Origin of the sequence: Streptomyces sp. NPDC085931 (genome assembly GCF_044540565.1) — a bacterium.
GTDB lineage: Bacteria > Actinomycetota > Actinomycetes > Streptomycetales > Streptomycetaceae > Streptomyces.
This window is the reverse complement of sequence record NZ_JBITSK010000003.1, coordinates 425,179-438,380: the sequence shown is the minus strand read 5'-3', so window position 1 is coordinate 438,380 and position 13,202 is coordinate 425,179. Positions and strand designations below refer to the sequence as shown.

At 75.1% G+C, this 13,202-nt stretch carries 11 protein-coding genes; 8 read left to right on the top strand and 3 right to left on the bottom strand.

Annotation, left to right across the window (positions count from 1 at the left end; genetic code table 11):
• Nucleotides 1-102: 102 nt before the first annotated feature.
• Both ACIGAN_RS07925 and pgm read left to right on the top strand, forming a co-directional pair.
• Nucleotides 103-531: a hypothetical protein gene (locus tag ACIGAN_RS07925; RefSeq protein ID WP_365090369.1), complete on the top strand. Its 429-nt coding sequence runs from the start codon at nucleotides 103-105 to the stop codon at nucleotides 529-531.
• A gap of 230 nt (nucleotides 532-761) precedes the next feature.
• Entirely contained in the window at nucleotides 762-2,402 is a 1,641-nt protein-coding gene (gene pgm / locus ACIGAN_RS07920; protein WP_399855948.1) for a phosphoglucomutase (alpha-D-glucose-1,6-bisphosphate-dependent), read from the top strand.
• A 56-nt stretch (nucleotides 2,403-2,458) separates the two neighbouring features.
• Here the strand turns inward: pgm and ACIGAN_RS07915 are convergent, their stop codons facing one another.
• Nucleotides 2,459-2,956 (bottom strand): DUF5949 family protein, encoded by a 498-nt coding sequence (locus ACIGAN_RS07915; RefSeq protein ID WP_399855946.1) that lies wholly within the window; start codon nucleotides 2,954-2,956, stop codon nucleotides 2,459-2,461.
• Between the two features lie 156 nt (nucleotides 2,957-3,112).
• Here ACIGAN_RS07915 and ACIGAN_RS07910 point away from each other — a divergent pair, with 156 nt between their 5' ends.
• The 6 genes from ACIGAN_RS07910 to ACIGAN_RS07885 all read left to right on the top strand — a co-directional run bounded on the left by ACIGAN_RS07910 (nucleotide 3,113) and on the right by ACIGAN_RS07885 (nucleotide 9,678).
• The gene (locus ACIGAN_RS07910) at nucleotides 3,113-3,400 is read left to right on the top strand and encodes a zinc-ribbon domain-containing protein (protein ID WP_365090360.1); all 288 of its coding nucleotides are present in this window, start codon (nucleotides 3,113-3,115) and stop codon (nucleotides 3,398-3,400) included.
• A gap of 222 nt (nucleotides 3,401-3,622) precedes the next feature.
• Nucleotides 3,623-4,105: an SRPBCC family protein gene (locus tag ACIGAN_RS07905; RefSeq protein ID WP_365090357.1), complete on the top strand. Its 483-nt coding sequence runs from the start codon at nucleotides 3,623-3,625 to the stop codon at nucleotides 4,103-4,105.
• Between the two features lie 248 nt (nucleotides 4,106-4,353).
• Nucleotides 4,354-5,361, top strand: a complete 1,008-nt coding sequence (locus tag ACIGAN_RS07900; RefSeq protein ID WP_399855944.1) for a trypsin-like serine peptidase — start codon at nucleotides 4,354-4,356, stop codon at nucleotides 5,359-5,361.
• 128 nt (nucleotides 5,362-5,489) lie between these two features.
• Nucleotides 5,490-6,611 (top strand): DUF7638 domain-containing protein, encoded by a 1,122-nt coding sequence (locus ACIGAN_RS07895; protein ID WP_399855941.1) that lies wholly within the window; start codon nucleotides 5,490-5,492, stop codon nucleotides 6,609-6,611.
• Between the two features lie 225 nt (nucleotides 6,612-6,836).
• Nucleotides 6,837-8,342, top strand: coding sequence for a HEAT repeat domain-containing protein (locus ACIGAN_RS07890; RefSeq protein WP_399855938.1), 1,506 nt, complete (start codon nucleotides 6,837-6,839; stop codon nucleotides 8,340-8,342).
• A gap of 94 nt (nucleotides 8,343-8,436) precedes the next feature.
• Nucleotides 8,437-9,678: a glycosyltransferase gene (locus ACIGAN_RS07885; RefSeq protein ID WP_399855935.1), complete on the top strand. Its 1,242-nt coding sequence runs from the start codon at nucleotides 8,437-8,439 to the stop codon at nucleotides 9,676-9,678.
• Nucleotides 9,679-9,718: 40 nt separating this feature from the next.
• Here the strand turns inward: ACIGAN_RS07885 and ACIGAN_RS07880 are convergent, their stop codons facing one another.
• Both ACIGAN_RS07880 and secD read right to left on the bottom strand, forming a co-directional pair.
• On the bottom strand, nucleotides 9,719-10,402 hold the full coding sequence (locus ACIGAN_RS07880) for an acetoacetate decarboxylase family protein (RefSeq protein ID WP_365744012.1): 684 nt from the start codon (nucleotides 10,400-10,402) through the stop codon (nucleotides 9,719-9,721).
• A 57-nt stretch (nucleotides 10,403-10,459) separates the two neighbouring features.
• Nucleotides 10,460-12,664: a protein translocase subunit SecD gene (secD, locus tag ACIGAN_RS07875; RefSeq protein ID WP_399855932.1), complete on the bottom strand. Its 2,205-nt coding sequence runs from the start codon at nucleotides 12,662-12,664 to the stop codon at nucleotides 10,460-10,462.
• Nucleotides 12,665-13,202: the final 538 nt, after the last annotated feature.

Below are 13,202 nucleotides of genomic sequence, written 5' to 3'. Positions count from 1 at the left end.
GCAGTTCGCCTACCCCGTGGACGGGGTGCTCAGGCACCAGCCGCCCGGTCGGTGCGCGACCGAATGTGTTTGGCGCCCGGCTCCGAGGCAAAGCGGTGTGACATGACTGAGGAGAACAAGCGCACGAATCAGAAGTCGGCCACCGTCCGTGCGACGCAGTCCAAGGCCCGCAGCACGGCGGACAAGGCGACCGCCCCGGCGTCGCAGGCCGCCAAGGGCGCCGCGGGCAAGGCCGGTGAAGCGGCGTCAGCCGCCAAGTCCGGCGCGGAGCGCTCCGCGGAGACGGCGAAGACGGCCGCGCAGACCGCCGCCAAGGGCGTCGAGGCGGGCCGCCAGGCGGTCGTCACGGCCTCGGGTCACGTCGCCGCCACGGCGAAGACGGCCTGGACGGTCATCGCACACCGCAAGCTCGTCGCCGCGGGCGTCGGTGCCGGTCTGACCGCTCTGAGCGCCGCCTCGTACGCCGTGGGCCGCCGCGCGGAACGCGGTGCGCACGGCCCGCTCACCCGGCTCACCGGCGGGCGGATCTGACCACGGCCGGCACGCGCGGCGTGCCGGCCACGAGGGAGCAGGCGGCGCGGCGCGCCACCGGACGTCCGGTGGCCCGTAGCGCCGCCCTCTCGCGTGCCCGCCGGCCCGCGGCCGCGCGTGGCATGGCGCACATCCGGCCCCCACCGGGGTGCCCCCCTCGCGCGGCGCCGCTGTGACGGGGAAGGATGGATGCGCACACGAAGGATCGACCCATGTGGAGGAGCGGGCCCATGCAGCACGAGCGAGCGGGCAGTCCGGCCGGACCCGAGGATCTCGTCGACGTCGCTCGGCTGGTGACCGCGTACTACGCGCTCCACCCCGACCTCGACGACCCGGGGCAGCGCGTCGCGTTCGGAACCTCCGGACACCGCGGATCGTCGCTGGCGAGCGCGTTCAACGACGACCACATCGCCGCGACCAGCCAGGCCATCTGCGAGTACCGCGCGGAACAGGGCGTCGACGGCCCTCTGTTCCTGGGTGCCGACACCCACGCCCTGTCGGAGCCCGCCCGCGTCACGGCGCTGGAGGTGTTCGCCGCCAACGAGGTGACGGTGCTGATCGACGCCGCGGACGGCTACACGCCCACCCCGGCCGTCTCGCACGCCATCCTCACCCACAACCGCGGCCGCACCACCGGCCTCGCCGACGGTGTCGTGGTCACCCCCTCCCACAACCCGCCCGCCGACGGCGGCTTCAAGTACAACCCGCCCAGCGGCGGCCCCGCCGCCTCCGACGCGACCTCCTGGATCCAGGACCGCGCCAACGAGATCATCCGCGGCGGCCTGAAGGACGTACGGCGCGTTCCGTACGCCCGGGCCCTCGCCGCCGCCACCACCGGCCGCTACGACTTCCTCGGCACCTACGTCGCCGATCTGCCGGCCGTCCTCGACCTGGACGCGATCCGCTCGGCCGGCGTGCGCATCGGAGCCGACCCGCTCGGCGGGGCCTCGGTCGCCTACTGGGGCCGCATCGCCGAACAGCACGGTCTCGACCTCACGGTGGTCAACCCGCACACCGACCCCACCTGGCGCTTCATGACGCTGGACTGGGACGGCAAGATCCGCATGGACTGCTCCTCGCCGTACGCCATGGCGTCGCTGATCGGACAGCGCGAGCGGTTCCAGATCGCCACGGGCAACGACGCCGACGCCGACCGGCACGGCATCGTCACCCCGGACGCGGGCCTGATGAACCCCAACCACTACCTCGCGGTCGCCATCTCCTACTTGTTCGCCCACCGCGAGGGCTGGCCGGCCGCCACCGGCGTCGGCAAGACGCTGGTGTCCTCCGCCATGATCGACCGGGTCGCCGCCGACCTGGGCCGCGAACTGGTCGAGGTGCCGGTCGGGTTCAAGTGGTTCGTGGACGGGCTCGCCGGCGGCACGATCGGCTTCGGCGGCGAGGAGTCGGCCGGGGCGTCCTTCCTGCGCCGCGACGGCTCCGTGTGGACCACCGACAAGGACGGCATCCTGCTGGCCCTGCTCGCCTCCGAGATCACCGCCGTCACCGGCAAGACCCCCTCCGAGCACTACGCGGGCTTGACCGCCCGCTTCGGCGAGCCGGCCTACGCGCGGATCGACGCCCCGGCCACCCGCGAGGAGAAGGCCCTGCTCGCCAAGCTCTCCCCGGCCCAGGTCAGCGCGGACACCCTGGCCGGCGACGCGGTCACCGCGGTGCTCACCGAGGCGCCCGGCAACGGCGCCGCCATCGGCGGCATCAAGGTCACGACGGACAACGCCTGGTTCGCGGCGCGCCCGTCCGGCACCGAGGACGTCTACAAGATCTACGCCGAGTCGTTCCTCGGGCCCGACCACCTGCGCCGGGTCCAGGAGGAGGCCAAGGGCGTGGTGCTGGCGGCCCTGTCGGCCTGACCGCCGGCATGCCGCGGCCCGGGCCACCGCCATGTGGCCCGGGCCGCGGAAGGACGTCAGCCGCGCAGGCTGCGGGCGGGCAGCAGCACGTGCACCGCCGAGGTCAGGACGGCCTCGTCGGAGGTGAAGGCGGCCAGCGTCTCGACGTCGCCGGGCTCGGCGCCCTCCGGCCACGGACGGGTGGCGAAGATCAGGTACGCGGCGCCGAGGCGGGCCACCGCCTCCAGCCAGGTCTCCGGCGGCACGAACTGCGACTTGAGGTGCCGCACGGTCAGCACGGCCGACCCGGGCACGACGAGCAGGCTCACCGGCAGACTGGGCCGCTGTGCCGCGTCGACGAGCCCCTCGCCCAGGGGCAGCCCGGCGCTCTCCAGCAGCTGCTCGATGGCCTTCGCCGTCGCCTCGGGACCGTTCGCGCCGTCTCCGAGAGGACAGGCCAGCAGGTAGGGGACGTCGGCACCTTCGGGGGTGGTGCCCCGCCAGGACAGGACGACGAGGGAGCCCAGGTCGTCGTCGGTGTGCACGGGCTGCGTTTCGGCTGAGATCGAGGTCACCGCGGCACCGTACCGGCGCGCCTGTGGGTACCCGGCCTGCTGTCACCCGCTTGGACCACGCCCCGCCGGGCTCTCCACACGAACGAGGGGTCCGCGCACCGCACCGGTCCGCGATACAGGACACTGGACGAAGATCCGACCCGGGAGGACCGACACGTGATCATCTTTGGCACCAAGGGATATCTGTACCAGCTGGCGATACTGACGCTGGTGTGCGGCCGGTGCGGCAACCCCGCCGCGCACACGCTGCGCAAGCGCGTCACGAAGTTCACCCTGTTCTTCGTGCCGCTGTTCCCCGTCTCGACGAAGTACCTGACGCAGTGCACCTTCTGCGGCGCCGAACAGAAGGTGACCAAGGAGCAGGCGGAGCAGCTGCAGGCCCAGGAGGCGGGCGCCCAGGGCGGCCGGCCGTACGGGCAGCCGCAGCAGCAGAACCGGTTCTGACCCCGGCGGTCCCACCGGGCCGGGCCCACCGCCATCCGCTCATCGACAACTTCCGCCGCCACCACGGCCGACCGCGGCGCTCGGCCCCGGTTCCCGTCGGCCGAGGAGCATTCGCCAGGTGGCATCCGCGGCATCCCGGGTACTCGACGGCCACGAGCCCGGAGCTGTGTGTGGGCCGATGGGCCTCCCGCAGTCGATCAGTGAAAAACCGGAGGTATGCAGATGAGCACCGTCAAGGAAACCGTGGAAGTCGACGTCCCGCTGCACACCGCCTACAACCAGTGGACGCAGTTCGAGGAGTTCCCGAACTTCATGGAGGGCGTCGAGGAGGTCAGGCAGGTCGACGACCGCCACAACCACTGGACGACGAAGATCGGCGGCGTACGGCGCGAGTTCGACACCGAGATCGTCGACCAGCTGCCCGACGAGCGGGTCACCTGGCGCACGACCAGCGGGGACACCAACCAGAAGGGCTCCGTCCGCTTCGAGCGCGTGGACGACACGCACACGCGCGTGGAGCTCGTCATGGAGATCGAGCCCAGCGGGATGGCCGAGAAGGCCGCGGACATGATGGGCACCATCGACCGCCGGGTGAAGGGCGACATGAAGCGCTTCAAGCAGTACATCGAGGAGCGCGGCGCGGCGGACGGCGCCTGGCGCGGCCGCATCCGGCCGGGCGGCGGCGGCACCGGCCCCGCTCTCTGAACCCACCGCTCCACCACGGCACCCGGCCTCCGCGAGGAGGTCGGGTTTCTGTGTGTGCCTGCCCGTCTGCCGGTGCCCCTCGTGCCCTTCACGTGCGGAGTGGGTGACGTTTCGGCCATCGTTCTGACATGCACCTGTCCATGTCGGCCTCCCGGTGGCACGCTGCCCCCTGACTGTCCGCAGTGAGACCCCCTGCCTGACCGGCCGGCGGCTCCCGCCGCCCGGCCCCCACAGCAGAAGGAGACCGCGTGATAGGCAGACCCCGTAGCCTCCGCCCGTCCGGCACCGCCTCCGTGCGCCGCACCGTCCTCGGCGCCCTCGCCGGCGTCGCCGCGCTGCTCACGACCGGCGTCACCGCCGCACCGGCCGGCGCCGCCCCGGAACCGGGAACGGCGGCCCCCTCGGCGCGGGAACGCGCCCTGGCCTTCTGGACCCCGGAACGGATGCGCGCGGCCACACCGCTCGACGTCCTGACCGTCGACCGCTCCGAGGTGCGGGCCGCCGCACCGCGCAAGGGCGAACCGGCCGTCGTGGCACCCAGCGCCCCCGCTTCGTCCGCCGTCGGGCCCCTCGCCTTCCCGCACGGCGGCGGCCCCTGGTCCGGCGGGGGAGCGGTCACCAGGACGGCGGGACGCGTGTTCTTCACCTACCAGGGACGCACCGCCTCCTGCTCCGGCAACGCCGTCACCAGCGCCAACAAGAGCACGGTGCTCACCGCCGGGCACTGCGTGAAGATGCAGGGCGCCTGGCACACCAACTGGGTGTTCGTACCCGGCTATCACGACGGGCAGCGGCCGTACGGCACCTGGGCGGCGGCCCGGACCCTGTCCACGCCCCAGTGGACGGCCAATGAGGACATCAACTACGACATCGGCGCCGCCGTCGTCGCCCCGCTCGACGGAAAGCGGCTGACCGACGTCGTCGGCGGCCAGGGGCTGGCCTTCAACACCGGCTACAACAAGGCCATGTACTCCTTCGGCTTCCCGGCCGCCGCCCCGTACGACGGCGAGAAGTTCGTCTACTGCAGCGGCACCACCTTCCGGGACTTCCTGCTCTCCGGCGACCACGGTCTGACCTGCGACATGACCGGCGGCTCCAGCGGAGGCCCGTGGTTCACCCAGTTCGACGAGGCCACCGGCACCGGCCTGCAGTCGTCGGTGAACAGCTTCAAGTACAACTTCCTGCCCAACGCCATGTACGGCCCCTACTTCGGGGCCGACGCGCAGAACCTGTACCAGAGCGCCCAGTCCTCCTGAACCACCGGCCGGCCGGGAGCCGGGTCCTGCGCCGAGCCATGACGCAGGACCCGGCTCCGGGTGCGTGCGCGGACCTCCGCGTCCACAAACCCGTTGCGGGAACTGCCGGTCCCGACACAATGGCCCGAATGATCGGCAACCGCATCACCTCCCGCATGGCGGACGGCCTCCGCGTCCCCGGAACCTGGCGTCACGCCTTCATCCGCAACGGCGACTACTTCCTCACCGACCTGTTCATCTACGCGGACGGGCTGATCGACTGCTGGGGCCTGGTGACCCTGGAGGAGTTCGAACGCAAGCTGCGCAGCGGCTGGGTCGCCACCGAACTCCCGGACGGCGCCTGGGTCTCCGCCCACGACCTGGCCGCGTGGAGGTTCAGCGAGCCGAGCACCTGGCTCACCCCCGAGCTGCTGCTCGCCGAGGTCCGCGACACGATCGACCAGCTCAACGGCCGCCCGGACTCCACGGACCGCTGCCTCGCCGCCGTCGACGCGTTCCTCGCGCAGCCGACGGAGGACAACCGGGCCGTCGCGCGCGCCGCCTACTACGCCATCCCCGAGACCCAACGCCACTACGCCCTCGGTGACATGGACCGCAAGGATTGGCCCCTGCAGGTCCTGGTGACCGGCCCCGGCGGGGAGCTGGGATCCGTCCCCGGCGAAACCGTCGACCAGGAGGAGTACGACGAGGCGGTCGCCTACTTCGAGGACCGGGCGAAGCGGCGGGCCGAACGCCCCTCGCGGGTCCCGGCGGACGGACCCGCGACCCCGATGGCCCCAGCGATCCACCTCTACGAGAGCTACCCGGTCAGGGCCTCCGCCGATCCCGGCAGGCAGGCCCTGCGCAACGACTACCCCGCGCCCGTCCTGGTCGACGGCGACACCTACCCCTCGGTCACCCACGCGTACTGGGCCCTCTCCACCGCCGACCCCGCGGCCCGGGCCGCCGCGCGGGACGCGGAGAGGGCGTTCGCCGCCCGCACCGCGGCGGCCGCCGCGGTGCGCCGACAGGGGTGGGAACAGGCCAGGACCGCCGTCATGACGGCCCTGCTGCGGGCCAAGTACACCCAGCACCCCGCCCTCGCGCGCATCCTCCTGGACACGGCCGACGCGACGCTCGTCTACGACGAGTCCGACTCCGGCCACTGGGGCGACAACGGCGGTCGCGGCCGCAACTGGACCGGCCGCCTGCTGGAGCTCGTCCGCGCGGAACTCCGGGCCGAGCAGGCGGGAATCACCCCGCTCGCCTAGAACGACAGGCGCGCACGAGCGTCCCGAGGCCGTGCCGGAGACGGCCGTCCCCGTCCTCGTGGGCCCGGGCGTCGGGGCCGAGCGCGCAGCGGGCCGGGGCCACCTGCGGTCACGCGAGGAACCCTGTCCCACTCCTGCCCGACCGGCCGGGCGTGACGCACGCTTCACGGCCCGGCGAGGGCAACCTTCGCGGAGCCCGGACGTCTTCCTTACCGGGGGGTGGCCATGGGGGACCATCAGATCGCGTTCTTCCTGCGGGAGTCGGCGGCGCCGGAGCCCGAGCGGCGCGCCGCGGCGCTGAAGGGCCTGGGCCGGCGGGGCGGGGCAGCGCACGTCCCCGTCCTCACCGGGGCGGCCGCCGACCCCGAGCCCTCCGTCCGCGCGGCCGCCGCCCGGGCCCTGGGCCGGCTCGGGATTCCGGAGGCCGGCCGTGAGGTCCTGCCGCGTCTCATGGGCGACGCCGACGCGGGTGTGCGGCGCAGGGCGTGTGTCGCGGCGACCCGGCTCGGGCTCCAGGGCCCCACGGTCGTCGGGGCCTTCGCCCGGCTGCTGTCCGACCCGGACCACCACGTGCGCATCCTCGCCCTGGAGGGACTGTCCGTGCTGCGCGTCCCCGGCGACGCGGTGGCTCTCGTCGCTTGCCTCGGCGACCGCGACCCCGCGGTATGGGGGCGGGCCGTGAGCCTGCTGTACGGCTGCGCGGACGACCGGGACGTGCGCGCGGAGCTGGTCCGCACGGCCCGCCAGGGCCGCGGTGCCGCCCGCGCCCGGGTCCTGGAACGGCTGCCGCGGCAGTGCACCGAGCAGCTTGTCGACGCGCTGCTCGACGCCCTGCGCGATCCGTCCCCGCAGGTCCGCCGGCAAGCCGCCCGGCGCCTGTCCGACGTGCGACATCGACAGGTACAGGACACGCTGGCGGCGGCCCTGCGGACCGAGCGGGACCCCGAGGTCGCCGCCACCCTGCTGAGCGGCCTCGGCGATCAGGCCGATGAGTGGCTGGTCGACGTGGCCGTGGGCTGGCTGCGCGATCCCGTCGCCGGACCGCCGGCGGCGCGCGTGCTGGGCGCCCTCGACCCGGGCCCGGCCGCCACGCACCTGCGCACCGCCCTGGCCGACGAGACCGTCCCCGCCCGCACCCGTGCCGCCTGCGCCACGGCGATCGGGGCCGGCGGCCGCTGGGACGCGGTGTGGCTGCTGCTGCCCCTGCTGGACGACCCGGACGACGACCTGCGCGCCGGGGTCCTCGACGGACTGGACCACCTGGCCGAAAAGGGCCTCCGCCCCTGGGAGCGCCACCCCGTGGCCTGGGCCCTCTCGGCCCACCTGGAGAGCGACGCCCGGCACACCTGGCGCACCCGCAACGCGCTCCGGTACCTCGCCCAGGCACTCCCCGCCGTACGCCGCCTGGCGGACACCGCCGCCTCCGGCGAGGTCCGGGCCGCCGCGCTGTCGCTCCTCGACGGCGACGACGCGACCGACGAGCACCTCCGCAGCGATGTCCGGCGCTTCCTGCGCGGCCTGGACGACCCGCACGAGACGGTCCGGTACGAAGCCGTGCTCGGACTCCGGCGCTGGGCCGACGCCCACGGGTCGTGGCCACCGGGCGCCGGACCCGCCGCCCGGGAGCGGCTCACCGCCCTCACCGCTGACTCCTCGCCCCGCCTGCGCGACGCCGCCACGGGACTGCTCGCCGCCCTGGACTCCGGCGCCGCCCCGTCCGGCCAGGCGTGAACCCGGCGCCCGGGCCGTCACCTGGACCGGCGATTGTCGTCCCAGAACCGGTGGAGGCGGTGTGCCGTGCGCCGGGCCGGTCCAGACTGGGACCATGCGAGTGGTGATCATGACGGCGGGATCGCGGGGCGACGTGGCCCCGTTCACCGGTCTGGGCGCGGGGCTGGCGCGCGGCGGGCACGACGTCACCCTGGCCACCCACGCCGTCTTCGCGCCCCTGACCGAGGGTTCGGGGGTGCGGTTCCACCCGACGCCGGTCGACCCGTACGCCCTGTCGCACTCCGATCGCGGCCGCGGACTGCACGCCGGCCGCACCGGGCTCGGCAAGCTGCTGCGGGCGGCGTCGATGGCCCGGTCGGCGGCCGAGGAGATGACCGACGCCCTCGTCCAGGCGGCCCGGGGCGCCGACGTCGTCCTGGCCGCCGGTGCCGTGGCACCCCTGGGCCGCGCCATCGCCGAAGGGCTCGGGCTGCCCAGCCTCGGCGTGTTCCTGCAACCCCAGCATCCCACCCGGGAGTTCGGCGCCCCCATGCTGGGCGGGCGCTCACTCGGCGGCATCGCCAACCACCTGGGCGGACGGACCGTCACCGCCGCCGTCGACCGGGTCCACACCCGGGCCATGGACCGGCTGCGCACCCGGCACGGCATGCGTCTGCGCGGCCCGGCAGCGCTCCGCCGGGCCCACGAGCGGGCCCACTGGCCCGTGCTGCACGGCTTCAGCGAACTGGTCGTGCCCCGGCCCCGGGACTGGCGCCCCGGACTGGACCTGGCCGGCTACTGGTGGCCTCACGACGCCCGGCCCCTGCCCGCGGAACTGGAGGCGTTCCTCGCCGCCGGGACCGCGCCGGTCTTCGTCGGGCTGGGCAGCGCGACGGTGCCCGACCCCGAGCGGGTCAGTGCCGAGATCGTGCGCGCCCTGCGCGCGGCGGGGCTGCGCGGGGTGATCCAGCGGGGGTGGGCCGGTCTCGGCGCGGGGACCGACGACGTGCTCACCGTCGGGGACGTGCCGCACGCCCTGCTGTTCCCCCGCACGGCAGCGGTGGTGCACCACGCGGGCGCCGGGACCACGGCCGCCGTCCTGCGCGCGGGCGTCCCCACCGTGCCGGTGCCCGTGCAGTTCGACGGCGGTTTCTGGGCGGCGCGCCTGGTGGCCCTCGGCACCGCGCCGTGCGCGGTCCCGCTGCGGCACCTCACCGCCGACGCCCTCGCCGCCGCCCTGCGCCGCGCCACGGGCGAGGCCCGATACCGCACCCGCGCCCGGGAGTTGTCCCGGCGGCTCGCGCAGGAGGACGGCGTGGCGGCGGTCCTGACGGCACTGGACCGGCCGGCGGCGTGAACCCCGCTCCGGCGCGCCCAGGACGGGGCACACCGGACGGTCACGGCCGGTGCCCCGCGGTCGTGCCCACGGACATCCGGAAGTCGCGGATCGACAGCGCCGGCACCGTTCCCCGGCCGTCCAGGCAGGCCAGCGGTCCGCCGGGCTCGGCCGTCAGCCGCGCCCGCCCCAGCCGGGCGCGGCCCGAGAGCCTCAGCGCCACTTCGCACGTGCCGTGCACGGGATGCGGCTGCAGCAGCCGGCCGCGCAGGGGCAGCCGGCCCGGCAGGGGCAACAGCTCCCGGTGCAGCCCGCTCACCACCGGACCGGGTCCGGGGCCGTCCCCTTCCACGACCACGCGGGTGCGCACCGCGGCCCGCGCCGGGCGCGGCGAGGGCCGGGGCGCGGGGCCGAACGCGAAGGAGCCGAGCCGCTTGGGGATGCCCCACAGGGTGCGGCCGCCGGCCAGCGAGCGCGGGTCGTCCACCCACGCCTCGACCGCGCACGCGGCAGGGCCCCGCCGGTCCCGGACCGCCAGGGCCACCAGCAGCTCCCGGTAGGCCAGCGTCCCGCCGGGCCGGTAGTCCACCCAGAACGTGATCACCAGGCAGGACCGGCCCAGCCGCAGCGGACGGACCCCGGCGGGCAGCCGCCAGTCAGGCACCTCGTGCCGGGGCACCCGCCACAGCGCCGTGAACATGTCGCCCCGCAGGTGCCACGGCTCCGGCGGAAAGGGCTGGGTCACGGTGAGGCCTCCCGTCGTTCGCCGGCGTTGCCGTCCGGTACGGGTACCCGCCGCCGGTCAACCCGAGCGGGGGCCGCGCCGCCCGAGCACGATCGCGAGCGGGGCGGCCGTGAAGACCGACGAGTACGTGCCGACGGCGATGCCGATGAGCAGCGCCAGGGCGAAGTCGGTGAGCGACGACCCGCCCAGCACGGCGAGGGCGGTGAGGACCAGCGCGGCGCCCATCCCCGTGTTCACCGTGCGCGGCAGGGTCTGCAGGACGGCCGGATTCACCAGGTCGGGCCAGGGCTTGTCCCGGTGGCGCCCGGTCAGCTCCCTGACCCGGTCGAAGAGGATCACGGAGTCGTTGACCGAGTAGCCCACGACGGTGAGCAGGGCCGCCAGGAACACGCCGTCCAGGGGCTTGCCCAGCCAGGCGAACACACCGACGAGGATCACCACGTCGTCGGCGAGGGCGGCCACCGCGGCGGTGCCGAACACCCAGCGGAACCGGACCGCGAGATACAGCAGTTGCGCGGCCAGGGCGACGGCGAGGGCGACCAGGGCGTTGCGGCGCAGTTCGTCGCCGAGGCTGGGGCCGACGAGTTCGTCGCGGACCTTCTCCGCCCCGCCGGCCAGCTCCCGCACGGCCCCGGTGACCTCCGCCTCCTGCGCGTTGCTCATCGGCTCCGTGCGCACCGTCAGGCCCGTGGCCCCGGAGGACTGCACGACGGCCCGCGGGAACCCGGCGTCGTCGAGGGCGGCGCGGACCCGGTCGGCGTCGACGGGGGAGGACGTCGCGTACTCGAGGAGGCGGCCCCCCGTGAACTCCACGCCGAGGTCCACCCCGCGTACGACGGTGCCCGCCCCGGCCAGGACCAGCACGGCGGCTCCGGTGGCGAGCCAGCGGCGCGGGCGGCGCAGCAGCTGGGGGTCGCGCCGGGTGAGACGGGCGCGGACGGCCCCCGTGGTCGCGATGCCGGTGAGGGCGGGGGAGCGGCGGATCCCGGGGCGGCTCGCGGCGAACTCGGCGAGCACCCGGGTGATCACCAGGGCGCTGAACATGGAGGCGAGCACACCGATGCCGAGCGTGACACCGAAGCCCCGCACCGGCCCGGACGCCAGGAAGAACAGCAGCGCGGCCGCGATCAGCGTGGTGACGTTGGAGTCGGCGATCGCGCTGAAGGCGTTGCGGAAACCGGCGGCGAGGGCCGAGCGCGCACTGGGGCGCCGCCGGGCCGTGTACTCCTCGCGGGCCCGTTCGAAGACCAGCACGTTCGCGTCCACGGCCATCCCGATCGCCAGCACGAAACCGGCCAGGCCCGGCAGGGTGAGGGCGGCGCCCAGCGCGGCCAGGGCCGCGTAGGAGACCAGGCCGTAGCAGGCCAGGGCGAGCACGGCCAGCAGACCCATCAGCCGGTAGACGGCGACGACGTACAGCGCGGTCAGGGCGGTGCCGACGGCGGCGGCCCAGGCGCTCGCGGTGATGGCCTGCGCGCCGAGGGTGGGGCCCACGGTGCGCTGCTCGACGGTCTCCACGGGGACGGGCAGGGCACCGCCGTTGATGAGCAGGGACAGCTCACGCGCCTCCGCCGGGCCGAAGGAGCCCGTGATCTGCGTGGCGCCGTCGCGGATGCCGCTCCGGCAGGCGACGGACGGGTCGACCTGCGGGGAGGAGACGACCGTGTCGTCCAGGACGATCGCGATCCGCCGCGCGGGGTCCCCCACCGGGTGGCAGGCGGCCTCGCCGGTCAGCCGGGCCCAGCGGTCGCGGCCCGCGCCCTCGAAGTCCACGGTGACGTGCCAGCCCGCGCCGCCCCGGTCGTCGAAGCGGGCGGCGGCCTCCTCGACGTGCTCGCCGGTCAGGGCAGCGGGTCCGAGGCGCAGGGGGGTGCCGGACTCGTCGGGCAGGGTGCGGGAGGCGTCGTGCCCGGCCGCGCGCACGGGGTGGAAGGTGAGCTGCGCGGTGCGGCCCAGGACCTCGGCCGCCTTGCGCGGGTCCTGCACTCCGGGGAGTTCGGCGATGATCCGGTTCTCGCCGGAGCGGACGAGGGTGGGTTCGGCGATGCCGAGCGCGTCGATACGGCCGCGCAGGACCTCCAGGGTGCGGTCGGTGGCCTCGCGGCCGGCCTCGGCGGCGGGGGTGGAGCGGGTCTGCAGCACGATCTGCGTACCGCCGCGCAGATCCAGCCCCAGGCGGACCGGCACGGTGGCGGCGATGTACAGCGATACGGCGAGCAGGGCGAGGGCGAGCAGGGCCCTCACCCGGGCGGAACGGGTCACGAAAAGCCTCCGGCGGGCGCACCCGGGCACGGAGGGTGCCGCCGGGTGCTGTCAGGAAGAAGGGAAGTGAGCGTCGGGTGCCGGACGACGCGGGGGTGCCCGTTCCAGGCCGGGGGAGAGCGGTGGTGATGGGCAGGCGACAGGCGCGTCCCGGAGTGCGGCGGGCCGCATTCCGGGACCCGTGGGCGCGGGGGCGGCACGCCGTGTGCAGCGGGCCGGATGGCAGCGCGGGGCGGGGTGCTCGCCCTGCGCCTCCTGGCGGGGTGCCACCCGGGCCGCGCAGCCGCCGTCGCAGCCGTCGTCGAGGCGCGGCCCGGACTCCGGTGCCCCGCCTGCCGCCGCTGGACCGGTCGTTGAGACGGGCGTGGGGCCGGTCGTCGGGCCGGTTGCGGGGCCGGTCGTCGGGCCGGTCGCGGGGCCGGTCGTCGGGCCGGTCGTGGGACCGGTCGTCGGGCCGGTCGTGGGGCCGGGCGTGGGGCCGGTCGTGGGGCCGGTCGTCGGGCCGGTCGTCGGGCCGGTCGTGGGACCGGTCGTCGGG